The 26,054-nt window shown below is 52.0% G+C and carries 19 protein-coding genes and 1 riboswitch; of the genes, 6 read left to right on the forward strand and 13 right to left on the reverse strand.

Annotated features, from left to right (window positions below; genetic code table 11):
- The first annotated feature begins 1 nt into the window (after position 1).
- The 6 genes from MHH48_RS32960 (at position 2) to MHH48_RS32985 (ending at position 7,898) form a co-directional block, all read left to right on the forward strand.
- Entirely contained in the window at positions 2 to 373 is a 372-nt protein-coding gene (locus MHH48_RS32960) for a CidA/LrgA family holin-like protein (protein ID WP_076323894.1), read from the forward strand.
- Entirely contained in the window at positions 370 to 1,059 is a 690-nt protein-coding gene (locus MHH48_RS32965) for a CidB/LrgB family autolysis modulator (protein ID WP_076323893.1), read from the forward strand. Before MHH48_RS32960 ends, MHH48_RS32965 begins: the two co-directional genes overlap by 4 nt.
- A 270-nt stretch (positions 1,060 to 1,329) precedes the next feature.
- Entirely contained in the window at positions 1,330 to 3,189 is a 1,860-nt protein-coding gene (locus MHH48_RS32970; RefSeq protein WP_076323892.1) for an LTA synthase family protein, read from the forward strand.
- A gap of 928 nt (positions 3,190 to 4,117) precedes the next feature.
- Positions 4,118 to 5,470: a hemolysin family protein gene (locus MHH48_RS32975; RefSeq protein ID WP_076323890.1), complete on the forward strand. Its 1,353-nt coding sequence runs from the start codon at positions 4,118 to 4,120 to the stop codon at positions 5,468 to 5,470.
- Positions 5,471 to 5,621: 151 nt separating this feature from the next.
- On the forward strand, positions 5,622 to 7,211 hold the full coding sequence (locus tag MHH48_RS32980) for a PTS sugar transporter (RefSeq protein WP_076323889.1): 1,590 nt from the start codon (positions 5,622 to 5,624) through the stop codon (positions 7,209 to 7,211).
- Between the two features lie 138 nt (positions 7,212 to 7,349).
- Positions 7,350 to 7,898 (forward strand): hypothetical protein, encoded by a 549-nt coding sequence (locus MHH48_RS32985; protein ID WP_256720655.1) that lies wholly within the window; start codon positions 7,350 to 7,352, stop codon positions 7,896 to 7,898.
- A gap of 109 nt (positions 7,899 to 8,007) precedes the next feature.
- Here MHH48_RS32985 and MHH48_RS32990 read toward each other — a convergent pair whose 3' ends face one another.
- From MHH48_RS32990 to MHH48_RS33050, 13 genes are all read right to left on the reverse strand, one after another.
- A complete protein-coding gene (locus tag MHH48_RS32990) occupies positions 8,008 to 9,042 on the reverse strand; it encodes a hypothetical protein (protein ID WP_076323887.1) in 1,035 nt (344 codons plus the stop codon).
- A 285-nt stretch (positions 9,043 to 9,327) separates the two neighbouring features.
- The gene (gene fumC / locus MHH48_RS32995) at positions 9,328 to 10,716 is read right to left on the reverse strand and encodes a class II fumarate hydratase (protein WP_076323886.1); all 1,389 of its coding nucleotides are present in this window, start codon (positions 10,714 to 10,716) and stop codon (positions 9,328 to 9,330) included.
- A 241-nt stretch (positions 10,717 to 10,957) separates the two neighbouring features.
- A complete protein-coding gene (locus MHH48_RS33000) occupies positions 10,958 to 11,983 on the reverse strand; it encodes a DUF2332 domain-containing protein (RefSeq protein WP_144023484.1) in 1,026 nt (341 codons plus the stop codon).
- Positions 11,984 to 12,216: 233 nt separating this feature from the next.
- A complete protein-coding gene (gene cydC / locus MHH48_RS33005; protein ID WP_076323884.1) occupies positions 12,217 to 14,013 on the reverse strand; it encodes a thiol reductant ABC exporter subunit CydC in 1,797 nt (598 codons plus the stop codon).
- Entirely contained in the window at positions 14,010 to 15,776 is a 1,767-nt protein-coding gene (gene cydD / locus MHH48_RS33010; protein WP_076323883.1) for a thiol reductant ABC exporter subunit CydD, read from the reverse strand. The genes cydC and cydD overlap by 4 nt, the downstream gene beginning before the upstream one ends.
- On the reverse strand, positions 15,776 to 16,792 hold the full coding sequence (cydB, locus tag MHH48_RS33015; RefSeq protein WP_076323882.1) for a cytochrome d ubiquinol oxidase subunit II: 1,017 nt from the start codon (positions 16,790 to 16,792) through the stop codon (positions 15,776 to 15,778). Before cydB ends, cydD begins: the two co-directional genes overlap by 1 nt.
- Complete coding sequence (locus MHH48_RS33020; protein ID WP_076323881.1) at positions 16,779 to 18,182, reverse strand: cytochrome ubiquinol oxidase subunit I; 1,404 nt, start codon at positions 18,180 to 18,182, stop codon at positions 16,779 to 16,781. Before MHH48_RS33020 ends, cydB begins: the two co-directional genes overlap by 14 nt.
- 289 nt (positions 18,183 to 18,471) lie before the next feature.
- A complete protein-coding gene (gene ade, locus MHH48_RS33025) occupies positions 18,472 to 20,274 on the reverse strand; it encodes an adenine deaminase (protein WP_076323880.1) in 1,803 nt (600 codons plus the stop codon).
- Positions 20,275 to 20,531: 257 nt separating this feature from the next.
- A riboswitch (purine riboswitch) is annotated at positions 20,532 to 20,633 on the reverse strand.
- Between the two features lie 107 nt (positions 20,634 to 20,740).
- Entirely contained in the window at positions 20,741 to 21,319 is a 579-nt protein-coding gene (locus tag MHH48_RS33030) for an NAD(P)H-dependent oxidoreductase (RefSeq protein WP_076323879.1), read from the reverse strand.
- Positions 21,320 to 21,379: 60 nt separating this feature from the next.
- Positions 21,380 to 21,970, reverse strand: coding sequence for a TetR/AcrR family transcriptional regulator (locus tag MHH48_RS33035; protein ID WP_179090664.1), 591 nt, complete (start codon positions 21,968 to 21,970; stop codon positions 21,380 to 21,382).
- 159 nt (positions 21,971 to 22,129) lie between these two features.
- The gene (locus tag MHH48_RS33040; RefSeq protein WP_076323878.1) at positions 22,130 to 23,374 is read right to left on the reverse strand and encodes an MFS transporter; all 1,245 of its coding nucleotides are present in this window, start codon (positions 23,372 to 23,374) and stop codon (positions 22,130 to 22,132) included.
- 128 nt (positions 23,375 to 23,502) lie between these two features.
- Positions 23,503 to 25,269: a HAMP domain-containing sensor histidine kinase gene (locus MHH48_RS33045; protein WP_076323877.1), complete on the reverse strand. Its 1,767-nt coding sequence runs from the start codon at positions 25,267 to 25,269 to the stop codon at positions 23,503 to 23,505.
- A complete protein-coding gene (locus MHH48_RS33050) occupies positions 25,266 to 25,985 on the reverse strand; it encodes a response regulator transcription factor (protein WP_076323876.1) in 720 nt (239 codons plus the stop codon). The genes MHH48_RS33045 and MHH48_RS33050 overlap by 4 nt, the downstream gene beginning before the upstream one ends.
- Positions 25,986 to 26,054: the final 69 nt, after the last annotated feature.

Here is a 26,054-nt window from a genome sequence, read left to right on the forward strand (position 1 = left end):
CATGATCAACATGTTGAAAGGAACACTCCAAGTGGCCGGTTTCATGCTTCTTTCCTTAGGGATGGATCAACTGGCCGCTTGGCTGAATATAGGGATTCCGGGCAGCATTCTCGGAATCGTTGTGTTGTTTATACTTCTCGAAACCAAAGTCCTACGCCTGGAGTGGATTGAGCTTGGCGCCAATTGGCTGCTCGCCGAATTGCTGCTGTTCTTCATCCCTGCAGCGGTCGGCATTATGAAATATTTCCCGATGCTGGAGGCCGAAGGACTCCAGATTCTGGCCGTGGTTTTGTTCAGCACCGTCATTGTGATGGTCAGCTCTGGACTGACTGCCGGCTTCATCTCATCCAGAAAGGAGCGTAAAACACCATGAACATCCTGCTGACCGTCATTCTCGGCTTATTATTGACGATCGGAATTTATGGGGGGACCAAAAGACTGTATCGCCGCCTGCCAAAGGTCTATTTATCGCCGCTCCTGATCACCCCGGTACTGATTGTTGTGATATTGACACAAACAGGGGTATCCTATGAATCATACAATGAAGGAGCGCAGTGGATCAGCAAGCTGCTTGGACCGGCTACAATCGCTTTTGCCGTGCCTTTGTACAAAAACTTCCAGACTCTTAAAAAGCATGCGGCCGAAATTATGCTCAGCGTGCTGACCGGATCGGTACTGGCCATGTTATCCTCTGCAGTTCTTGCTAAATGGATGCACCTGAACAGCTCGCTGGCCACCAGTCTCGTCCCGCGCTCCATAACAACGCCCATTGCCATGAACGTCTCCGAGGTCATCGGGGGCGTGCCGAACATGACCGCCGTCTTCGTTATTATGACCGGGATTCTAGGCTCCATGATCGGACCGGCGGTCATGCGAATTTTCCGGATTCGGGGCGATATTGCACGAGGTGTGCTGTTTGGGACCAGCGCCCATGGAACCGGCACCTCCAAGGCATTCGAATTCAGCTCCCTTTCGGGAACGATCTCCAGCATTTCGATGATCGTCGCTGCTCTCTTCACCCTCGGAACCGCACCGCTGATCATGTCTTTTCTTTATTAATATTTGCTAAGCCCCTGACAAAACCGGTGATGGCCGGTTTTTTCGTTGTCTTTTTTGTGTTGTTATAAGAAGCTTATGGACTTACTTTAACTCTTTGACAACCTCCTCCGAAGAGGTCATAATTAGTTCTGTTCATTCATTTTGTAAAATATATGGTATACAGAATGTATATCAACAGTAAGAATAACGTCTATCGATTCTTAAATAACGAGTGGCCGCTGGAGTTTTCGAAAATAGGGTTACGGCGGCATTGAAAGGATGGCGATACAGGTGTTCTCCTCCTCGCGGTTTCGGTTAACGATTACGAAGCCTTTTATATTTTTCTCTGTCATTATGATGCTCAAAAGCTACCTGGCCTGGATGGTCATTTTTGATGATGTTATGCCATGGAAACCGCTCATTACGGAAATCCCTTTTATTTGGCTTGTGTTCAGCTTAATCGAATGGTTCGCTTCCAAGCGAAAGCTCGCTGCCTATATGAGTGTTAACTTATTGCTAACCGCCATATTCTTTGCGGCCATTATGTATTATAAATATTACGGTGTTATTGTTACGTATCACGCGCTGGAGCAGGTCAACCAGGTAACCGCGGTAAGCAATAGCGTATTCTCCTTGATGGACCCTTACTATCTGTTGATCTTTACGGATATCATCGGTATGTTTTTTCTATTATGGCGCAGTGATCGCGTTAAAAAATGGAAGATTCGGCATGCCAAGAAAGAAAAGCGCAAAATCATTCCTATTGTTTTTGTCGTCTCTTTAATGCTGTGCCTATTCCAGATTATGCCGAACCGCGCAAGCATGAACGAAATCGTGAAGGCGCAGGAGATGGGCATTCTTAATTATGAGGCTTATACGATTTTCCAACAGGAGAACAAAGAGCTCGTGGATGCCAAGGCCATCACGCAGGATAAAGTCAACGAATTGAAGGGTGTCAGGGCGTCTGATCAGGAAGCTGTGCTCTCGGGCGCAGCCAAAGGGAAGAACTTGATCATCATTCAGATGGAGTCCTTCCAGAATTTCCTGATCGGTTTGAACATTGATGGCAAGGAAATTACGCCAAACTTGAACAAACTCGCTAAAGAGAGCTTATATTTCCCGAACTTCTACCAGAATGTCGGTCAAGGAAATACCTCGGATGCCGAGTTTGTGGTGAATACGTCCTTCTACATTCCGCCGCGGGGAGCGGCAACGCAGCATTATGCGGACAGGGTTCTACCCAGCCTGCCGAGGTTGCTGCAAGGGGAAGGTTATGATACAGCCACTTTCCACACCAATGTGGTGGAATTCTGGAACCGCGGAGAGCTGTACAAGGCCCTCGGGTTCAACCGTTATTACGATAAAGCGTTCTTCGGTGATGAAGATAAACTGTTCTTCGGTGCCTCGGATGATGCCCTGTACTCCAAAACATCGGCCGAGCTGAAGAAGATGGACGATGCCGATAAACCGTTCTATACCCAAGTCATCTCCATGTCGGCTCACCATCCGTTCACGATTCCCGAAGATAAATATCGGATGACGCTGCCGGAGCGATATGAAGGCACCTTTGTCGGCGACTACATCCGCTCGCAGAATTACGCCGATGATGCGCTGGGTAAGTTCATTGAGCAGCTGAAGAAAGACGGCGTGTGGGATAACAGCCTGGTTGTTCTCTACGGCGACCACCTTGGACTTCCTATATATTCCTTGGACAACAAGGATAAAGAACTGATGCATGAAATTTACGGCCGTGATTATAACTCCGCAGATATGATCAATATCCCGCTTATGATCCATGGAGAAGGCCTTAAGCCGGAAGTGAAGGAGCAAATCGGCGGGCAGATCGACCTCCTGCCGACGGTGGCCAACCTGCTCGGCGTATCGATGGACAATCAGCTTCATTTCGGTCAGGATCTGTTAAACAACACTGATAATAACTTGCTGCCGGAACGATACTACCTTCCTTCCGGTACATTTATCAACAATACGACCCTATACATTCCGGGAATCGGCTTCGAGGATGGAACCAAGCATCCGCTTTCGAACTCGGACGAGAAGAAGACCCAAGCTACCAAAGAAGAATTCGAACGCTCGCTGAAGTTGCTCCATCTGTCGGACAGCTATATCAGACAGCTGCCATACCATAAATAGTTCGTTGCTTAATAGGACAACTCTTTCGGATAATCGGAGGGTTGTCCTTTTTTTGCTTGGCAGAGAATGCCGGAAATCCTTGATATGTAAGGGTTTATACAGCCGAAAGCAACGGTTATTTGACATAGTGGCTTACTTTTTCTTATGATTAATAAGAAAAACGTCTATCGACGTACTTTCTCAGAGGACAGACCGCATATAGCGGAAGTTTTTCTTGCGAGATAAGGATAGCAAGTCTCTGAAGTTTATACTTTCTTATCTCTTAAAATAGCCCCACAAAGTGGAGCCTATGCTTCGATGCTTACTCCAAATACTTTGCGGGGACCCCAAAACATATAAATGCGATTATCGAATTTGTTCAGCTTCGCTGAAAACTATAAATTTTTATGATCTTAGCAATATACCTTGTTTTGAATACCGCATTCGTGGTGAAATTACGTACAACAACTTAAATGACTCATACTCATACGCTGACCATTAAGCCATATATTTTTCATGAACAAATCGATTATGAATTGTAGGAGTGACGATCCGACTTGGACCCCATACGAAGGACAAACAGAATTATATGTTCAACACTTGGCCTTCTTCTGATTGCTTCCGTTACGCATGTTCCCCTGGTGGACATCACCGATTCCGCTGCCGCTACGCAGGGATTGGAAGCGTCTGAAGGAACTCTTCCATCGCCAACGCCGGTACTCAAGAGTCCGGAACCTGTTCGGTTGATGCTGGAGTCAAAACGCCATGTGTATCTGCTTTCCTTGCATAACGTTACATCACGTACCACGGATACCGATATGTTTCTGCTCCTCAAGCACATGATGCTAGACCCTTTAAAATTCCGGTCGAATTATGTTGACAGCCATGCATAGTAAGTGATGGTTATTAAAAAACTAATTCGGATCAGATAAAAAAGGATGTGTTTTGTTTGGATGACAGTATAGGCTTAAATTTATTCTTAGTTGCTGTGCTTATCGCAGCTACCGCTTTTTTCGTTATGACGGAATTTGCTATCATAAGACTTCGTCCCAGCCGAGTAGACCAATTGGTAATGGAAGGGCGTAAAGGCGCGCTTGCCGTCAAAAAGGTAACTTCGAATCTGGATGGATACCTGTCTGCGTGTCAGCTGGGAATTACCATCACGGCACTCGGTCTTGGTTGGCTCGGGGAACCGACCATCGAGAAAATTCTTCACCCGGTGTTTGATAGCTTTTCCATTCCTGCTGCTATCGCATCGCTAATCTCATTTTTGCTTGCATTTATTATCATGACTTATATTCACGTCGTTATCGGTGAACTTGCGCCGAAGACGATTGCTATTAATAAAGCGGAAGCCGTGTCGTTCATCTGTGCGACACCTATTATCTGGTTTAACCGGATCATGTACCCGTTCATCTGGTTGCTGAACGGATCCGCCAACAAGATCGTTCGTCTGTTCGGCATGCATCCCGCCAGTGAGCACGAAGAAGCTCACTCGGAAGAAGAACTCCGCATGATTCTGAGCGACAGCTATGAGAGCGGAAAGATCAACCAAGCCGAATACGGTTATGTAAGCCGGATTTTTGCTTTTGATGATATGCTTGCCAAGGAGATTATGGTACCTCGTACCGATATGATCTGCCTGTATGTGGATAAGCCGCTTGCCGCCAATCTGCAAATCATCAAGCGCGAGCAGTACACCCGTTTTCCGGTTGTACGCGGTGACAAGGACCAGATCGTCGGTATGGTGAACACCAAGCAGTTCTTCCTGGAGTTCGATGACAATTCCAACATCGACTTGACCAAGCTGATTCATCCGGCCATGACAGTATCCGAAGCGATTCCGATCAAGAAGCTGCTGCGGAAAATGCAGCAGGAAGGCACGCATATGGCCATCCTGATCGATGAATATGGCGGCACTTCCGGGATGATCACCATTGAAGATATTCTGGAGGAGATCGTCGGCGAGATCCGCGACGAATTTGACGAGGATGAAGAACGCGAGCTGACCCAGCCTGAGCCGAACCGCATCATTGCGGATGGCAAGGTATCCATTAACCGGATCAACGACCTGCTTCACACCGACTTGAGCACCGATGACCTGGATACGATCGGCGGCTGGCTGTACGGACATAACTCCGAGCTTGCCAAAGGTGATACATGGAGTTACAGTGACTTGACGTTTACCGTCATCGAGAAGAAGACTCACCGCTACACGAAGCTGCAAATCGTTAAAGAAACGGCCGAAGCAGCAGCGGAAGAAGCAGCTGCCGTCGCGGCTGCAAGCGAAAACAACGAATAGATAATAGATAGCCAAGCCGCCATGCAGCCATTACCGGGTTATGCATGGCGGTTTTTTATATGCGGGAATGATATTTTAGCACTTTAACAAGTTATAACCCTGCTGTAATATAGAAATAATCTAATTCCATACATATAGGGGGCAGCAAGCCATGAATCGTCAAATCGCTATTATCGGAAGCAGCGGCGGCAATCTGTACAATCTCGGCGGCAAAGACCCGCTCAAGCTGCTGGATGAAATATTGATGCAACTGGAGAGCGCAGGCCTATCCTGTGGGGCACTGCAGTTTATTGCTGCCCAGGTCTCCATGGATGCAGCCAAGGATACAACGCCTGCCACTCTTTACAGCTGGAGCATCTCTCAAGGGGAGCCGGTCGTTATCGCCGAGGGTACGCTACAGCAGGTCAATCAAGCGGCTGAACGGCTGGATCGGGAGATTGCAGAGCAGATTGAACTCGGCGAAATCGACGGCATCATCGTTATGAGTGCCGACCCTGAGGGCAGCAACCGGCACGCCATTGAGGCTGCTGCCAAGTTCCGTCTTCCAGTGACCGGTACCGGCGGAACTTCCATGGCCATCATACAAACCAAAGGCGCGCATGTCATCGCCGCCTCGGGTACAACCGGGACCACCAACCGAACCCGTGCGGTCACCTTCGTCACTTCCCTCAGCAAGCATTGGCGGCTTACGTACCGGCCGGTCATCGGAAATGCAACCGCGAACCTTCACGGGACTTCCGGGAGCTCGTCGCCATGGCGGCGCATCAATATTCGCGGCATTATGATGGCATCCCTCCCCGGTTTCATCGGCATGGCCCTGATCCTCGCGGTCAGCAAGATCCCGGGGTTATCCTCGCTGACCGAGGTGTTTGATCTATTGATCAAGGCGCTGCCTGTCATCGTCGCTGTCATTGCAGCCAAACAGGTATCCGAACTGGACGAGGTATCCATCGTGGCAGGCATCGTGGCAGGTGTCCTTTCCGTCGAAGGGGGCATTATCGGAGGCATCCTTGGCGGACTTGGCGCAGGTATCATCGTCCATTACATATTCCGTCAATGCGTGGAATGGCGTTTCCCTGCAACCACGGTCAACATTGTAGCAGGCGGCATATCGGGTCTGATTGCCGGGTTGCTGGTTTACTTCCTCATTGCGCCGATTGCGCTGAGTGCAGGGCAAGGCATCCGCTTCCTGATCGAAACCCTTGTCTCCTGGAGCCCGGCCATAGCCGGATTGATTGCAGGCCTGCTGATCTGGCCCGCGATCATTGGCGGCGTCTATCATGCGGCCATCCTGCCGATTGTACTGCTGGAGATGGAGACAACAAGCAACAGCTTCCTCGGCGCGGTCGATATGGTCGGTCTGGTGATGGTGTCCGCAGGAATCACGCTGGCCAACATTATCGCCCCACGGGATAAGGGAGAAGCGGCCGTAGCGGCTCCCGGGTTTGCCATCAATATGGGTTTTGGCACTTTCGTTGAAGCTGCCTATCCCTTCATGTTTTCGAACAAACTTGTGTTTGCTGGGGCAATTGCTTCCGCAGGTCTTGGCGGCATGCTCGTCGGTTTATTCGGCGTTCGGGGAACTGCCTACGTGCCTTCCTTCATCGGTCCCATCACATCAAATAACACCATTGGCTTCCTGATCTCCATGGCAGCAAGCATGCTCTGCTCTTTCCTTATTACGTTCTTCGTAAACAAACTATCCGGTTATCGGGATGCGAAGAACACTATGAGTATGTAGTGAGTTTGTAGTACATGGTCAATTACAATATGCAGGATTTTAGCTAACCATTTAGTCTCAAAAGGAGTTTATATAATAGATAGGTTCCTAGTTAGATGCCTATACACAATCGAAAAGCGGAAGGAGGTTATCAAAATCGTGAAATTCAGAAGCCTATCGCTGTTTGCGCTGACAAGTGTCCTGCTAGCCGCTTCGCTAATCTGGAACAGCGAACAAGCAGCCGCTAACGATGCGGAAGACTATTCCGTGATGGCGGCAGGCACGCCCATAACGGACGTTCTTGTTCACAAAGGCAAAGCGTACGTTCCGCTCAAGTCCTTAGCCGATGCAATGGGGTATGAGATTTCCTATACGCTGAAGCAGGAGTTGGACAACTTTCATCAATATGACTTAAAGGCTGCGAACAGTCCCGCGGTATCGATATGGGGCAACGACAAGTGGGGATATACGATCGTTCGGCGGGCAACGCAAGAGATGAGCGTAAACGATATCGACATTTACAAGCCAGCCAAGCTATGCCCTGAAGAATCGGACCATTGCAAGCTCGATGAACGTAAGTACGAAGGACCCCTCTTCATAAAGAAAACCCTCTACGTACCTGTCCGAGACATGGCCACAGCCTTGAATCTGAAGCTGACCGTGACGCAAACCCAGAAAGGGCGCAGCATTCATCTGTCCAAGCGCTAAAGCTCCCATTCATCTGCTCCCTAACGAATACTACTTAAAAAAAACCAGGCAGAGTCACAAACTCTGCCTGGCTTTTAATCGAATAGAGGCAATCCAGCCTTCAAATTCTTCATTCCAGTTCTCTGATCTCTATGTCATCCGCGGACGTGATTTTCGAAATATCAAACTCTCTGAAACTATGGGTGCTCTCTTTCCCATTCATATCAAAATCCTGCTCGATCTTTTTTACACGGTCCGGCGTCTTCAAATCCGCCCCATAATATTCAATGTGAAGGTCCGTCTCCCCCTGTACCGTCACCGATGGCAGCCGCCGAATCAGCTCCAGCACCCGTTCCTTCTCTTGCGCCTGATTGTTTGCCGTCAAATCCGCGAACACGATTAAATTGATATTCTGACTGACATTTCCGTCGGCATTTGCGAGTTGGTTATAATCACGCTCAACCGTGTCTAAATCCGAGTTGACATAAGCATTCGCAAACGCCTGGTCCGGATAAAGCTCAGCCAGCAGAGGTTTCAACTGGTCTCTCAGCTGTTGTCCCCAAAGCAAATTCAAATATGTATCATCCGATATGACTGGAGGGCTGGCATCATTGCTGCTAATCGTGAATTCCAGTTCAGGGGACTGTACCGGATGGGCTCTCAGATTGTATGTGCCGATGGCCCAGGTATAGTTCACGTCCGTTACTTTAAAGGGTTCGTTGTACTTCTGTTCCAAATAGGACTCTGTTGCTTCCTGGACCTCTCGTTTCTCGGCGGCCGTCTTCATAAACGGAGCAGATCCCCAAGTATACCCCGCGTGTATGGACCCGGCGAACAGGGCAAGTCCGATCACCGTCCGCACGACGATTTTCCACGGAGAGGAGAGTTGCCGCCTCCGCTTCTCGTCGAACATCGGTTTCTTGGGTGATCGGTAGTTGAAGTAAATAACCGGTATAATCAGACCTATAATATGAATCCCAATAGCGAGCGGACCCAGAATCAGGCCCAAAAATCCTAATGTCATGAAAAAAATAAACAAAGCCGCTCCCTGAAGCGCTATAAGCAGCGTTCCGCCTATAATCATGCCCGGCGTCCCGATATAAAACATCCCGAGCCCAGTGCAGATCAGAGAGAGCAGCGTGGCAATCCATTGATGTTTCTTCAAGTTATCATCCGTCCTTCATGCAAATGGTTTGTAAATCATGGTCAGATCCTGACACACCCTATTATAACCGCTGTGGAGCTTGGAAAAAGAAAATTTTCGATCGATATGCTCTCACAGAAGGCTAGCCGCGTATAGAAAGGTGCCCTTGCGATGATCGAATATGGTTTAGGTTCGCTGAAACCTGATCATTCAATCATCTAAAAACCAAAACCCATTTCACCGTGGTGAAATGGGCTGGAGGTTCAACCGAGGTCTGTTTTCCGATCAAGCTCTAAACATCAGACCCTACTCCTTCGGATGGATCATTTCTTCCGGACGAACGATCCGGTCAAAATCCTCTCCGGTGAGCAAACCGCTTGCCAGAGCCGCTTCACGAAGTGTTGTCCCTTCTTTATGCGCTTTTTTCGCGATGGCCGCGGCATTCTCATATCCGATATGCGGGTTCAGCGCCGTCACCAGCATCAGCGACCGCTCCATGTTCGCACGGAGAACGTCAAGGTTGGCTTCGATGCCGACCGCGCAATTCTGGTCGAACGAATCCATGGCATCCGACAGCAGGCGTACGGACTGCAGGAAGTTATAGATGATGACCGGTTTGAAAACGTTTAGCTCAAAATTTCCCTGGCTTGCTGCAAAACCGATCGTTGCATCGTTGCCCATCACTTGGCAGACTACCATCGTCAGTGCCTCGCTCTGGGTTGGGTTCACTTTCCCCGGCATGATGGAGCTTCCCGGTTCGTTAGCAGGGATCGAGATCTCGCCAATCCCGGAACGGGGACCGCTTGCCAGCCAGCGAACGTCGTTGGCGATTTTCATCAGATCAGCAGCCAGCGCCTTTAGCGCCCCATGGGCAAATACAATCTCGTCATGGCTGGTCAGCGAATGGAACTTGTTGCTAGCGGACGTGTAGCTTTTTCCGATCTGCATGCTGATTTCGGCAGCCGTCATTTCTCCGAATTTCGGATGCGCGTTAATGCCGGTCCCGACGGCAGTACCGCCAATAGCCAGCTCACGCAGCGGTTCTACGGCGGAAGCCAGCATCAATTCACACTTCTCCAGCATCCGATGCCAGCCGCTGATTTCCTGTCCGAGGGTCAGCGGCGTTGCATCCTGAAGATGCGTGCGGCCGATTTTGATCAGGTCCTTATATTCATCGCTTTTCTTCTCCAGCGTTTTCTTTAAGCGGCGCAGCGCCGGCAGCACATGATCTTCAACAGCCACGACCGCGGCCATGTGCATCGCTGTCGGAAACGTATCGTTAGAGCTTTGGGATTTGTTAACGTCGTCGTTGGGATGAACGCGCAGGGCGCTGTCTTTTTGCTCAAGCAGTTGATTCGCACGGTTCGCAATGACTTCGTTCACGTTCATATTGGACTGTGTGCCGCTGCCGGTCTGCCAAACCACCAGCGGAAAGTGCTCATCCCACTTGCCGGCCACAATCTCGTCGGCGGCGGTCGTAATCGCATCCACTTTGTCTGCATCCAGCTTACCGAGCTTGCCATTCACAATGGCCGCGCTCTTCTTCAATATCGCAAATGCCCGAATGATTTCCTTCGGCATCGTTTCGGTTCCAATCCGGAAATTCTCGGAACTGCGCTGTGTCTGTGCTGCCCATAGCTTATCCGCAGGCACTTTAACCTCACCCAGGGTATCCTTCTCAATACGATAATCCATCCCAACTTCCTCCTTTGGCTTCCTTGAATTTAAGCGCTTAATATTCCATCTCCCCTATTATGACATAGACTTGCCCTAGAAAAAAACAGACGGGATGAACGGCTTTGTCTTCTTGGATTAAAGCGCTGGCTCGGCTGCCTTCTTGGCTCGCTTACTCACCGTCACCTCATATGAAACAACGCGGTTGTCGAACGATTCGCTGCCGCTTCTTCAATCACACGCTAACGGTAATATTCCCGCCTTACAACAGCCACTCAAACCAGCGCGCATGCCCATCCGTCCGTGCCACCGTAAACTGGCTCGGCACACCTCCGAGAATATAATCGGCATGGAGACGCTCATCCTCCATATTGTTGTAGACATGCACGATATCGCGGACGCTTCCGATTTCATTTAAGTGATGCAGCAGTTTTTGCTTAGACGCCTCCGGAATCTGATTAGCCACATGCGTATGAAATACGCAAATGACGGCCTCCTCCGGGATGCCCCTCACGATTTCGGGAAGCAGCGCGGTCCCATCCCCTTCCCGGAACTGTATCCCGGTCTGCTGCTTCAATACCTCCGCCGCATGCTCCAGCATGGATACCCTGTCGTGATTACCCGGCCAGATTAAAGACCGCAGCCACAACAAATGCTCCGGGTTTCGCACGTCATTCACATGCAGATCGATCCCCATCCGATAGACGACCGGGGGACTGGAAGCCAGCAGGAACGGCGTGCGGCTCCCCCTGATCTCCGATGTGATATGAACCTTTGACCCCGCAAGGCCGTAACTCTCCGCGTCCCCATAGGAATAGCTGTATTGATCCCACAGCAGCTGCAATCCGGCACTAGTTCCAAGCTCCACCAAGGCAAGCGGCTTACGGACCTTGTCATAGATCGAGCAGAACACCGGATACAAATACGCACAGCGGCGGACTTCGTTCGTTTGTACCCGTTTACTCTCCAGTATCCCGATAATGTCTGCCTGATGCTTCAGCACAAATGAACGAAAATGGGGATAACAAGAGCTCATTTCCTTAGGATGTTCCACAAGGCCGGGGTAATACACCCTCAGCTCTGGTCCCTCACCCTGGAGCAGCAAATATTGAACTGCACCAAACAGCATATTGGGTACAGGCTGGCCTGCAGGAACAAACGTTGCGACTTGCAGCACCTCTTCATCATCGGCTATATGGCGCGACAAATACTCATAGAACACACTGGAGCCCGGACATTCCCGCTCAGCAAAATGACGAAACACGTTGACCATCCGTTTATGAGCCACCTTACATCACACCCCTAAAATTGTAATTAACCTTTATCTTGCTTAAGGCTAATGTTACATCTTTCCAAGATGCGCGTGGATTTGGATCTTTTATCAGGCTCATTAAGAAAAATAAGATGGAGACAAAAAAAAAGAACCGATCCTAAATGAACTGCACCCCAATCGTTAGGTCATGTCTAACAATTAGGGGCATTTCAAAAGGGCGGTTCTTCTACTAAGGATGCTGTTGTTGTCTAGACTGCCGGACGATCTAATAGATACAAGTTCCGATACCGCGGATAGCGCTCCATCAGCTCATCGTGGGTACCCCGCATAACGATTTGGCCGTCTTCCATGAATAGGATCTCATCCATGCGCTCAACGCCCACCAGATGATGCGTTACCCAGATCAGCGTCCGGTCCTGTAGACTGGCGAACATGGTGGATAACAGTTCCCGCTCGGTTTTGGGATCCAGCCCGACCGTCGGTTCATCCAGAATGACAACAGGCGTCTTCTGCAGCAGGATTCGGGCCAAAGCCACGCGCTGGCGCTCTCCCCCGGAGAAACGCTGTCCGGCTTCCTGCATACGGGTGCGGAGACCCTCTGGAAGGGAGGCCACCAACGGTTCTAGCCGTGCCAAAGCAACCGCGCCCCGTATTTCCGCTTCCGTAGCATCCGGCTGTCCGAGCCGGATGTTGTTTGCTAGCGTCGTATCGAACAAGTGCGGACTCTGATTCAATACCGAAATAACAGAAGATATCTCATCGCCAAACCGCGCAGCATCCACTCCGCCTAGGGTAAGACTTCCCCCCGAAGGTGCCAGCACGCCCTGAATCAGCTGCAGCAGGGTGGATTTACCGGCACCGGAACGCCCTATAATGGCTACCTTGGCCCCAGGAGGAATATCCAGGGATACATCCGTTAATGTAGACCCTTCCCTATTCGCACCGGATCGTTCCAGCCCGGATTCGCCGCCTGCTGCCTGATCATAACGGAAGCTGACGCCATCCGCCTTCACATGGACACCGCTGCTTATGACCGATTGGATCTCTCCATTTTTCAGCTGTTGCTCCCGGTTCTGCTCCCCTTCAGATGTTTCTGCGCTTTCTATCGCCTGAAGTCTCGCGACCGATTGGCCGTACTGCGGAATCCGCTCCACGGCTTCGGATACCGGCAGGAATGCGTCCATTAACGGGAATACAACCAGAACCAAAGCCGCGATCAGCGTAACATCGATCGAGCCGTCCGCATACTGTCGTCCTGACCAATACACCATTGATACCACCGTCACGGCAACCACGCATTGACCGATAAAAGCCCGAAGACGCGACCAGCGCTTAAGGGAGCGGTCGGTCCGGTCGACCTCGGCTTCATCCGCCTCATAACCGGTCAGGAACTCCGTCTGCCGGCCGCTGACATACCATTCATGAATACCCAGTACCGCGTCGGTTAGCTTCTGGTAGAGGTTGCTGCGGGCCTGCTTCATCTCCCGGTTCTTCCGTTTGGTGAGCAGCAGGGAAACCAGCGGCAGCACCAGAATCAGCACCGCTACATATAACGCGAGCAGAAGGGCAAATGCCGGGTCAAACAGGCCGACAGCCAGAATAACCCCGGCGTATAACACAAGCGCTACAATCGATGGAAAAACCGTTCGAATATAGACGTCCTGCAAATACTCGATATCATCAGAGAGCACGCCAAGCAGATCCCCGGTGCGGTACCGGGAGGACAAACGAAGGGCTTGCGGTTCCAGAATGCGGTACAGCCGCAGACGCATCTGGGACAGGATGCGAAGAATCGTGTCATGTCCCACCAGGCGCTCCACGTAATGGATGACCGCGCGTCCGATGCCGAAGGTCCGAACCCCTACGGTCGGCACGTATACCATCAGGATGTTTTCCGGTCGCAGGGCGGACTTGGAGATCAAATACCCGGATGTGAACATCAGCATCCCGGCGAACAGGATCGTGAGCACGCCAAGCATCACAATCAGCAAAAAGCGCCAGAAGTTTGCCGTTACGTAAGGCCGAAACCACGATTCCTGCTTCATTGTACTCCCTCCATCTGCGATGTAATTAATCCATAATAGACACCTTGCCGAGCGATAAGCTCCTCATGGGTTCCCGTCTCCACCACCCGCCCCTGATGCAGAACGAGGATGTAATCCATATCCTGCATCCAGTGCAGTCTGTGCGTCGCGAGGAATACCCACTTATCTTGAAAAAGAGACAGCATCGTCTCCTTCAGCTCGTATTCCGTCTCGATATCCAAATGGGCCGTCGGCTCATCCAGCAGCAGAACCCGCCGGCCGCCGAGCAGCGCTCTGGCTAAGGCTACACGCTGGGCCTGGCCACCGCTTAAAGTGCGTCCACCGCCGCCGATCATCTCCGCAAGTCCGCCCGGCAAGCTCTTCACCAGATCCGATAGACCCGCAGCTTCGACCGCGGCTTCGACTTGCGCTGTTGATGCCTCCGGTGCATAGAAGCGCACATTATCCGCCAAGGTAGCACCGAATAAATACGGCTGCTGCGGCATATAGGTGACCTCGGTCCGCCATGCCTGCCGGTTCCTGTCCTCCAGCTTCACGCCGTTCAGCTCCATCACGCCGGACGTTGGTGCCAAGAATCCCCCTAATAGCTCGATGAGCGTGGATTTGCCGGCCCCGCTCTCCCCGACGATGCCGATCTTGCGCTGACCTGGTATCCGGAAGCTGACATCCTCCAAGGAAGCCGGCCCCAACTCTTCGTGCCTGAGGCCGATACCGGACAGCTCCAGCACGCTGTGATTATCCCACTGGAATTGCGGCTGCGGCGAATTGGGCTCAGACAAATTATCTTTAATTTTAAATGTTATATCGCAGGAACGCCCTTTCCGGGCCTCCTGAATCATGGATTGCATCGCTTCCCCTGCCTGCTTACCGTCCAGCGTGGCATGAAAGTCCGCCCCGACCATGCGCACCGGCAGGAAATACTCCGGTGCCAGGATCAGGATAAGCAGCGCGGGCAGCAGCTCCAGGCTGCCGTTAATGAGGCGTAAGCCTAAGTTTACCGCAACAGATGCCACGGACAGCATCGTAAAGAAATCCAGCGCGAAGGACGACAGAAACGCCACGCGCAGGGTCCGCATAGTAGCTGCTCGATATCCCTCGCTGACCTGCTGTATGCTCTCGCTGTGCTTGCGGCTCTGTCCTAGAAACTTCAGGGTAGTCAGACCTCTCAGCGAATCTACAAAATGATTAGACAGCATCCGGTAAGAATCCAGCTGCCGCTCGGTCTGCTTTCTCGCGGCAAGCCCCACGAGGATGAGAAATACGATCAGGATCGGCATGGTCACCAGCAAAATAATGCCCGAAATCCGGTCCGTCATGAACACGTACAGCCATACCAGAGCCGGGGTAATGCTCGCCCCCATCATGCGCGGTATGGTCAGCTCCGCATATTTGCGGAACTTGCCGATGCCCTCCAGCACAAGCGTAACCACATTGCCTGTTCCTTCCGACCGGACAAAGGACGGCCCCTTCCGAAACAGCTCATCCAGCAGCTGCTTCCTCAGGCTTGTGCCCGTCTCCTCGGCAAAGCGCTGTGCGATTCCTTGCTGCACGGCTGAGATGCCGTGTCGTGCCAGAAATGCAAGCAGGAACAAGGCAATGGTCTCCCCCTGCTCCTGCAGCGTTGATCCGGCAAACAAGGCGGATATGGCTTCCGCCAGCCACTTGGCTTGCAGGAGGATGGCCATGCTCTGTGCCAGGGTACATACGGCGACAAGGAAGAATACCGTCTTGGCGCCTTTGTATCCCAGCAGATCTTTTCCCATCAGTACTCCAGATGCTCCTTCTCATGTACCCGTTTGTGGAAAACGAAGTAACTCCAAATTTGATAGCCCAATACGAATGGCAGCAGCGTTACCGCCACAATCGTCATAATCTTGAGAGAATACGGTCCGGAGGCCGCATTATAAATAGTCAGGTCAAATGCCGAATTGATGGAACTGACCATCACGCGCGGGAACAAGCCCACGAACACGGACGTTACCAGCAGAGCGATAACCGCCCCGGTCATCCCGAAAGCCCAGCCGTCCCGCTTGATGTTCATGAAATATCCGCCCAACAGGAATGCGAGCAGAGCCAGCACCAGCAGCACGGTTAACACCACGCCACGCTTCTCGAAGACATCGGTCATGAAATACGTCATCACCCCGAATGCCACGAACAGGGCCGCTACGGGAAGCAGGAGTCTCCGGGCCAAACGGCGCGCCCGTTCCTGAAGATCCCCCATCGTGCGCAGTGTTGTGAACATTAAGCCATGCAGCAGGCAGAGCATCACCATCGTCAGCCCGCCAACCACAGTATAGCCATTCACAACATCAAACAATCCGGCATGCAGTTGCATCTCTTCATTAATCGGGAGCCCCTGGATCAGGCAGGCAAAAACAACGCCAAGCAGGAATGGCGGAAGCACGCTGCCGGTGAAGATTGCACCGTCCCACACCCGTTTCCAGCGGACATCGCCCACTTTGCCGCGGAATTCAAAGGCCACCCCGCGTCCGATCAAGGCCAGCAGAAGAAAGACAAGCGGAATGTAGAAGCCGCTGAACAGCGTAGCATACCAGTTCGGGAAGGCGGCGAACATCGCGCCGCCCGCCGTCAGCAACCAGACCTCGTTAGCATCCCAGAACGGGCCGATCGAGTTGATCAGCACCCGGCGCTGGGTATCATTTTTGGCCAGCAGCTGCGTGGACATCCCGACCCCGAAGTCGAAGCCCTCCAAGAAGAAGAACCCGATAAACAATACGGCAACGAGCACAAACCACAGTTCGTTAAGAGACAGCATTGTAGCCCTCCTTATTAAACGGATCGCTTGCGTGGTGGTCATCTTCCTCCGCCGCATACGGTCCTTTCTTAATGACTTTAATAAATAGATACGCCATGACGGCTGCCAGCACCGCATAAATGGCGGTAAACATGATCAGCGAGAACAGAATCGAGCCTGCGCTGACGTTCGGTGAAACACTGTTCTCCGTGGTGATCAGTCCGAATACCGTCCACGGCTGCCGCCCGATCTCCGTCATAATCCACCCCGACGTGTTGGCAATGAACGGAAGTGAAATACCGAACAGCATCAGTCTGAGGAACCATTTACCGGCCTTCTCGACCTTTTTGCGCAGCATGAGCCATGCTCCGTACAACCCCAGCAGAATCATGATGCTGCCTGCGGCCACCATAATCCGGAAGCTCCAGAACGTGGTGCGCACAGGAGGGATATAATCTCCAGGTCCATACTGCTGTTCGTATTGCGCCTGCAGCTCCTTCATCCCGATGACTTCACCGGAAAACTTGCTATAGGACAAAAAGCTGAGCAAATACGGGATTTTAAACTCCATCGTGTTCTCCTGCTTATCTGGATCGATGGCTGCAATGACCGTCCAAGGCGCAGGATCGTCACTCGTTTCCCATAGGCTCTCCGCAGCAGCCATCTTCATCGGCTGCGTATCCACCAGATACTGTGCTTGCTGGTGACCGAACACCGCAACCAGAATGGAGGTGATGAGACCAATCACGATGGCGATATGGAATGATTTCTTAAAGAAATCCAAATCTTGCTTCTTCATTAACTTGTAGGCACTCACACCCGCTACGAGGAACGCCCCGGTTGCCAGTGCCCCGAAGATTGTATGCGGGAACTCTACCAACAGCTGACCGTTCGTAATCAGTGCGAAGAAATCATTCATCTCCGCTCGCCCGTTGTTCATCTCGAACCCAACGGGACGCTGCATGAACGAATTCGCTGCCAGAATCCAAAAGGCGGACATCAGGGTGCCAAAGGACACCAGCCAGATACTGAGCAGATGGACCTTCTTCGATAACCGGTCCCACCCGAATATCCACAGTCCGATAAACGTCGACTCAAGGAAGAACGCCAGCAGCGCTTCGATGGCAAGCGGTGCGCCAAACACGTCCCCGACAAACCGCGAGTAATCCGACCAGTTCATGCCGAACTGGAATTCCTGCAGAATCCCTGTCACAACCCCGACCGCAAAGTTAATTAGGAACAGCTTTCCCCAGAACTTGGCCATTTTCTTGTAGACTTCCTGGCCTTTGACAACATACATCGTCTCCATGATGGCAATCAGAAACGCCAATCCGATGGACAACGGTACGAAAATAAAGTGAAAAATGGTTGTCGATGCGAATTGAATTCGCGCCAGCATAACCGGATCCATATTAAGATACCCCTTTCTTTAGCTCACGTGATCACTTCAAATTTGATTCTTTTTGTATTGTCGCAGACCACGCCCTAAAGGATTGTGATAAACATCACAATATCAGGGCTGAAACGGGGGCAAAAAGTTATAAATTTGTGACGAAAATCACTAAGTAGGCGGTGGAATATGTGAGGATTATCAATTGGAACATGGCTTGCGGCATCCACTCACAGACCAAGCCCGGTATTTACGCACCAAAAAAGCAGGTTCGCCCTCAGGCCAACCTGCTTCGGTGTATGCTACAATCTTATTGAACCGCGCCAATCTCGGTCTCGATGAGCTTGAATTCCGTTACGTCTGCGATCCCGCGGTTGGTAATGCGGATTTCCGGAATCACCGGCAGCGCAATCAGCGAGAAGGTCATGAACGGCGCATGGATATAGCATCCGAGCTCCTTCCAAGCTTCCTCCAAGGCAGCGACTTCTTCCGCTACGATCTCAACCGGACGGTCCGCCAGCAAACCGGCAATCGGCATCGCCACTTTCGCCAGCACCTTGCCGTCCCGTACTACGATCATGCCGCCTCCGCACGCCGCCAGCTCATTCGCAGCGAGTGCCATATCCTCGGCATTCGTACCCATCACAAGCAGGTTGTGACTGTCGTGCGCAACCGTGGACGCAACCGCTCCGGACTTGAGTCCGAAGCCGCTCGCAAAACCGAGCGAGATTTGTCCCGTCGTGCCGTGGCGCTCAATGCATGCCAACTGAACCACGTCCTGATCCAGGTCTGGCTGGATCACCCCTTGCCGCACGGAGAGCACCGCCGTCATCTTGGCGGTACGGGCGCTGTTCTCGATGACGCGTACCACGTTCACTTCTGTACGTGCGGCATCGAATTTGCTGCGCAGCAGGAAGTCATCCGCGGTAAGCGAACGCTGCAGCCGAACCGAGTTAAACGCTTTTTCCGGATATTGATATACCGGGAACGCCTTCACGAGCCGGCCGTTCTCTGCAACCACTTCGCCATCCGTGATCACGACGGAAGGTACCATGCTCAACAGATCATCAATCAGCAAAATATCCGCCGTTTTACCAGGTGAAATGCTACCAAGCTCCATGTCCATGCCGAAATAACGAGCGACGTTGATCGTTCCCAGCTGGATCGCCGTAACCGGGTCCACGCCCTCTTCCATAGCGCGGCGGACCACGTGGTTCATGTGACCGAGTCTCAGCAGCGTCTGCGGATACACATCATCCGTAACCAGAGAGATATTGTCTGTACGCACCTTATCTTCCGTTATAACCTTAACAACTTCCTTCACATCCTGCCAAGCCGAACCCTCACGGATCATCAGGTGCATACCGAGGCGAACCTTCTCCAAGGCCTGCTCTCTGGTTACCGTTTCATGGTCGGAGCTTACGCCGGTTGCCATATATGCCTGCAGCATCCGGACATCCTCTGCCGGAAAATGTCCTGTCACCGTCTTGCCCGCACGCAGCGTGGCTTCGATCTCCCCGCTCATGGTCGGATCGCCATACACGACGCCCGGGAAATTCATCACTTCGCCAAGCCCGGCAACACCGGGCCATGTCAGCCCTTCCTCAATGTCGGCTACGCCCAGCTGCGCCCCAGCATCCTCCAGATCAAAGGTCGACGGTACACACGAAGGAACGGTGGTGAACACCTTCATCGGCAGCTGCTGCCCTTCCTCATGCATCCAGCGCACACCTTCCATGCCGAATACGTTGGCAATCTCATGGGGATCCATATAAACCCCAGTCGTTCCACTAACGATAGCCGCCTTGGCAAACTCTGTCACGGTGAGCATCGTGCTCTCAACATGCATATGACCGTCGAGCAGGCCTGGCGAGATATAGCGGCCATTCGCTTCGATGACCCGAGTCCCTTCCCCGACCGTATGATCCGCGTTGCCGATATAAGCGATGCGTCCGGATGCCATGGCCACGTCCACCTGCTCCTGAAGCTCGCCTGTAAACACATTCACCAACGTGCCGTTCTTGATGACCAGATCGGCAGGCTCCTGTCCTAAGGCAACCTTTCCCAGCTTCCGGCTAACCTCGTATCGTTTCTGTCTCTTGCTTGAACTCATGATGATTGCACGCTCCCCTTTTTTCTTATCATGAACGGTAAAAACACAAAATCGATCCGCTGTATAACACGCCAAACACCCCGGGCAGCGTATCTGCCCGGGGTGCCTGTACTATATCCATAGAGGAAGAGAAATCCCGTGCATCAGCAATGTATGCTATCTAGTCTGCACATCACCTCATCCGTTAAAACCTGCCGGATTTCAATCAAGATGATCCTCCAGCCCGACTTCAATCATTGCGAAGCTGGGCTTTGGGTGGGGATTCTCAACCTTCATGTAGTCAAGTCATTTACGGTAACCTGGTAGAAACGCCTGGGCCCTATTCCCCGGCATATACATCAAGATTTGATTTTGATTAAACTTACCCTTCCATTCTCTTTTCGTTTCATTTGTTGTATGAATTATAATCCTCTTGCACGAGAAGTCAAGCCATTGGAAGGAACTGTTTATCTTACGCCCTGCCAGCTCAAGCCAATTTCCGACCCATTCTCTGCACACGCTCAAGCCATTGCTTTCTTGCCACTTCAGGCATTTTGCGAAGCTGCGTAATGTTCGTGGCACGAACCGTGCCTACGCCGCAGAACTTCAGAATGGAATGCTTCATCATTTGATGTCCCGGCTGACCGAGATAGAAGCGGTAGTAGATATATGGCGAATCCATCGTGACGATCAAACGGGCCGTTTTCCCTTTGAGCAGCTGCTCCGGCAAAGGCGAGTTCCGGCGGTACTTAAACGCAAAGCCCGGCAGAAAAACCCGGTCGATGAACCCTTTGAGCAGCGCCGGCATGCCGCCCCACCAATTCGGATACACAAACACCAGGTGATCCGCCCAAGAGATCAGTTCTTGGGCTTTTTGCAGATCCGGCTCCAGCGGTTGTTTACCCTTATAGCCACCGGACAGATTCAGGTCAAACTCCATCTCCGCAAGCACCAGCTCCCGCACCTCCGCCCCGGATTCGGCCGCCCCCCTTGCATAGACCTCTGCTAGCTGACTGCCATAACTGTTCTTAATGGGATTGCCTTGAATAATTAAAACCTTTTTCATATGTTTCTTCCCCCTCATGATTTGGTTAACAAACACTAACCTGATGGTAAAAAGAAAAGGTCACTCCCGACCTTTTCCCAAACCTGTTAATGCCAATAGATGCGCCGTCACTTCAGGTGCCAGCGGCGACAACGGTTCCTTCAGCTCTCCTTGCATCGTTGAGATTGCAAGCTGGCTGAATGCACCAATGATCAACACAGCGGTTAATCGCGTGTTCTGCGGCGGAATATCCCCCTGCAACACCGCTTGCTCAAGCAGCTCATGCAAGGCGTCCAGCGGCTGACGTCCCCTGCTCTTGAGCACCTCCGTAAACAGCTCGTGATGCTGGGACAAGAGCAGCAAGCCGTATTTATCCTCGTCATACGCCGCCAATACCCGGATGACGAGCGCCGACAGTCTCTCTGCAAACAGGCCGGGCCGGGAAGCATAATCATCCACCAGACGCGTATAACTGCTGCAGTATTCCTCGAACGCTTCCGCAGCCACGGCATCCTTATTCGTAAAATGCTTATAGATCGCTGCATCCGTTACACCCGCCGCTGCGCCGATCTCCTTCACCGATACGCCATCCACGCCTTTCTCGGCGAAGAGTTTCATAGCAGCCTGCAAAATATCCTTCTTCTTGCTATCGAAATGAGGTTTCTTTTTCATGCTCATATCATAAGTGAACACTAACCAAATTGCAATAACCAACGCAAAAAAGAGGCTCCCCCTTGCCTGGAGTGCCTCTTCATTCATATTTTTACGCTTCCCATAGCTTAAAGCGCGCACTCAACCCTTTTCGCCATTGGCTCAATCTCCATGCCCAAGCTAAACTCCGGCTTCAACAGGGGCTGCCTTTGCCTTTTTGCCGTAAAGCATCATAAGCGGGATGCTGATCACAAATGCACCGGCAACAAGCAAGAACGGAATTCTTGGGTCGATGCCATATGCCCAGCCGCCAATGATGCCGGAAGGCGAAATGACAATAAGGATGAGCACCTGGAGCAGCGCGAATATTTTGGCGCGGTTCTCATCGTCTATCGCATTGGCCACCGCCGTCTCCAGATACGGATATGTCATCATCGTACCGATGGCGGCAATGACAGTGCTCAAACTCAGCACCAGCAGATCCCCTTGCGGCGCAAACACCAGTATGACATTGGACAATACCGATATTACGAATCCCCATACCATCGTCCGGTGCACATGCTGCTCCCCGATTCGGGGCATGATCCACCGCATGAATATTAGCATAATGACAGAGGAGAATGCCGGAAAAACCGAGATCAGGCCGCTGCCCAAATGCAAATATTCCACCATGAAGATGGAGACGTAGGTCGTCTTCACCGTCATCTGAAAATTGAACAATATATAAACGCCGAAGATCATCAGCAGCAGCGGATTTCCGAGCATGCTCTTCATCACCAAGGCATAGTCGGACATCCCTTCCCGCAGGCTCATCGCCTTCGTTTCCTTCATCTTGCGGTATCCGATATCCGTCTCCCTTGTCGCATAATGACGCCCAATGAACTGGATCGTCATCAGGATACAGGCCAGCACGAACATGATGCGCACCCCGGGCACAAGCGTGAAATGATACACCAGCAGTCCGCCGATCGGTGCAAACAAGCCGCCCACTACGCTAATCAGCTGCAGCAGCGTAAAGACATAGGTTCGCTCCTTCGGTGCGGTATCCTCCACCAGCAGACAGTAAAAGGCGGTATGCGGCACCTTCTGAAAGCCGTTGATCACGGCCGCGATCACAAAAAACCAGAAGTTCTGTGAAATGGCCCAGAGCAGCGTGGCCACGGTCCAGCTTAGTACGTCGAAGTATAGCAGCGCCTTTTTTCTGCCTAAACGGTCTGTTAAATACCCGCTAAGAAACGAAGAAAGCACCTGCACAAGCAAACCGATGGAGGTAATCCAACCGATTCCCGTCTCGTTTACCCCAAGTTGGTACATGTAGATGGAGGCGTACGTCGTGAACATACTGTAAGGGATAAGAAACAGCGGCTCGTAGACGAGACAGCCCCGCGCATTGCCAGTCAATTGCCGAAACGAAGTTGAACCCATAATATCCTCCGGACCTCATGTAATCGTTGCTTAGCCATTATAGCGCAACCGGGCCGGCAGCAGGATAGGAATGTTGAAGGATTTTTAGAGCTCATTCCGGACATGACAATCCAGGAAAACGTCAGTCCTTAATCGCGTTCAACAGCCCCCTCGCCTTCTTGTACGGCAGCCTCAGGCAATAGAACGGTGATGGTGGTTCCCCGGCCTACTTCAGACCACACATTTACCCGGCCCCGATGTGCTTCGACAATCGCCTTCGCGATGCTCATCCCGAGCCCCGAGCCATCCATACTCTCTTCGGTGTTCGTTCCCCGGTAATAACGCTCGAACAGATTACAGCGGGTCTCTTCATCCATCCCTACACCTTGATCCGCTACTACGATCGCCGCGCCAGCAGGGTGCCTCTCTACTCGCACTTCAATGTTGACGCCCTCCGGATTATGCTTCACGGCATTCGTGATCAGATTATCCATCAACCGCTGCAGCCATTTGGCATTACCGTCAATGAGCAGTGCTTTTTCGCCACCGATATAATTAAAATTCGCATCCAGCGTGGCATCGTTGACGTATTTCAGCACACAGCGACGCACCAGCTCGTTCAGATCAAGCCGGGTCAGCTCCTGCGGCCGGATTTCGCTTCTCAGATGGAATACGAGCGAGAAATCATCGATAAGCTCCAGCATGTACCCGCCCTTCTCCCGGATCACGGTTCCCATCTCCCGCAGCTCTTCCTGGCTCCAATCCTGGGGCGCGCTCTCGAGCATATAGCCGTAACCCTGGATGGAGGACAACGGAGTACGCAAATCATGCGATATCCCGGACATCCATTCTTCCCGATTACGATCGAGCCGCTCCCGTTCCCTCTCGGTCTCGGCAAGCTGCTCCGCCATCTTGTAAAAAGAATGAATCACTTCCTTGTACAGCTTGAAGCGCGTGCGCAGCTTTCCGTTCTTACGGAATACCCGCTTCCGGTCCTTCGGTGTCAGCACTTCCTCATACGCTCCTATGCCCATCCGCTCAAACCATCCGGTAAACAGCAGCAACGGACGGCTGTATCGATATCCATGCCATATGGCCACCCCGAGCGACAGCAGCAGCACGCAAATCATGGTAAACAGCGCCACACGAATCAGCTCGTTCATCATTGGTCGCTTCTTCAGGGCACCGTCCCGCGGCGTATGATACACCCAGGTGTTGCCGCTGGCAGCGTCGCGATAAACCGCAATATGCGTTGAATACGTGCCGGGCTGCTCTTGCATCGCGATGATCTCCAGCGGATGGTAGCTCGTCTTTTGATCCGCATGGGCTCCAATCCCCTGGACAACGCGGCCCTCCCGGTCAATGACGTGCAAATAGCCGCCTAGACCAGCCAATTCGCGACGGAGGGCTACTTCATCCTCCGGCCTCACCCTACCACCGTCTTGGTACCGGGCATACCATGTCCGAAGATGATCCGTGCTCTCATCGATCCAGCCAATCATAAACAGCAGAGGTTCCGTATACGTCAGGTCCATCTGCCAATCCATCATATACTTTCCAAAACGGCGCTCCTCCTTAATCTCAAGCAAGTTGCTTACCGAATATTTCGAAGGAACACTTGAGGTCGTGTTGGTGGAATGAATCACATTCCCCTTCATATCCACGACTTGAAGCCACATATCATTCTCCTGCAGCAAGAGCTTCCAATGGTCCTCCAACAATACTTCGCCTTTCTCTGTCACCGTCTCCATGACGATACTGTCGAGGACACCTGTTGGAAAGTTGCGTTGGAGCTCATCTTCGCTGATATGTCTGATCAGGAAGAATAAGAGCACGATCAGGAAGCAAAACATAAACGCCGAGAACGCAATCAATTGGTACGTAAAATGAAAAGCCAGCCTTCTGCGCAGTCTCATCGGACTTTCTCCTTAACCAGCTTGTAGCCGAGCCCCCGGACCGTCAGCAAATATTGCGGGTTGCTCGGATCCTCCTCGATGCGCTCGCGGATGCGGCGAATATGCACCATGACGGTGTTGTCCTCGCCCATGCCGTCGATGCCCCATACGGCTTCGTACAGCTGCGACTTGGAGAATACCACCCCCGGGTGCTTGCAAAAATAAAGCAGCAGCTGAAAGACCTGCGCCGGACAAGACACAGGCTCTCCCAGCACCGTAAGCTCCCCGGCGGATTCATCAACCTTAAACCGGCCGAAATCCCATGCACGCTGGATCACCGGCTGCTCAGACGATACGGTCGTCCCGATGCCGCCACGGCGCAGACGCGCCTTGATTCTTGCGGCAATCTCCAGCGGATTAAAGGGCTTGGTGACATAATCGTCTCCGCCCATCGCAAAACCGGTCAACACATCCAGATCCGATGCCTTGGCCGTCAGAAACAGGATGTGCGGACTACCATAGGAACGGATCTGCGGACAGAGATCAAATCCCGTGCCGTCCGGCAGCATGACATCCAGCAGCACGATATCCGCTCCGTGTGCAGCAATTTCGTTAAGCGCCTCCTTACAGCTGGAAGCCGTGTATATGCGGTTAAAGCCTTCCTTGCGCAGCACTATCTGCAGCATTTTCACAATGGAAGGTTCGTCATCTACAATTAAAATTCGTGTTTGATCCATTTTATCTCACCCGACATTTATGCTAGCACAACAACCTTAACAGGAGTTAAACAAATGCTGAAAGAGTTA

Origin of the sequence: Paenibacillus sp. FSL F4-0100, assembly GCF_037993005.1 — a bacterium.
Lineage (GTDB): Bacteria > Bacillota > Bacilli > Paenibacillales > Paenibacillaceae > Paenibacillus_AQ.

Bases quoted from the DNA above. Each gene is read 5' to 3' on its own strand.
- MHH48_RS32960 (WP_076323894.1), top strand. From the start codon at position 2: ATGATCAACATGTTGAAAGGAACACTCCAAGTGGCCGGTTTCATGCTT.
- MHH48_RS32965 (WP_076323893.1), top strand. From the start codon at position 370: ATGAACATCCTGCTGACCGTCATTCTCGGCTTATTATTGACGATCGGA.
- MHH48_RS32980 (WP_076323889.1), top strand. From the start codon at position 5,622: ATGAATCGTCAAATCGCTATTATCGGAAGCAGCGGCGGCAATCTGTAC.
- fumC (WP_076323886.1), bottom strand. From the start codon at position 10,716: ATGGATTATCGTATTGAGAAGGATACCCTGGGTGAGGTTAAAGTGCCT.
- cydC (WP_076323884.1), bottom strand. From the start codon at position 14,013: ATGAAGCAGGAATCGTGGTTTCGGCCTTACGTAACGGCAAACTTCTGG.
- cydD (WP_076323883.1), bottom strand. From the start codon at position 15,776: ATGGGAAAAGATCTGCTGGGATACAAAGGCGCCAAGACGGTATTCTTC.
- cydB (WP_076323882.1), bottom strand. From the start codon at position 16,792: ATGCTGTCTCTTAACGAACTGTGGTTTGTGCTCGTTGCCGTATTGTTT.
- MHH48_RS33020 (WP_076323881.1), bottom strand. From the start codon at position 18,182: ATGGATCCGGTTATGCTGGCGCGAATTCAATTCGCATCGACAACCATT.
- ade (WP_076323880.1), bottom strand. From the start codon at position 20,274: ATGAGTTCAAGCAAGAGACAGAAACGATACGAGGTTAGCCGGAAGCTG.
- MHH48_RS33030 (WP_076323879.1), bottom strand. From the start codon at position 21,319: ATGAAAAAGGTTTTAATTATTCAAGGCAATCCCATTAAGAACAGTTAT.
- MHH48_RS33035 (WP_179090664.1), bottom strand. From the start codon at position 21,970: ATGAAAAAGAAACCTCATTTCGATAGCAAGAAGAAGGATATTTTGCAG.
- MHH48_RS33040 (WP_076323878.1), bottom strand. From the start codon at position 23,374: ATGGGTTCAACTTCGTTTCGGCAATTGACTGGCAATGCGCGGGGCTGT.
- MHH48_RS33045 (WP_076323877.1), bottom strand. From the start codon at position 25,269: ATGAGACTGCGCAGAAGGCTGGCTTTTCATTTTACGTACCAATTGATT.
- MHH48_RS33050 (WP_076323876.1), bottom strand. From the start codon at position 25,985: ATGGATCAAACACGAATTTTAATTGTAGATGACGAACCTTCCATTGTG.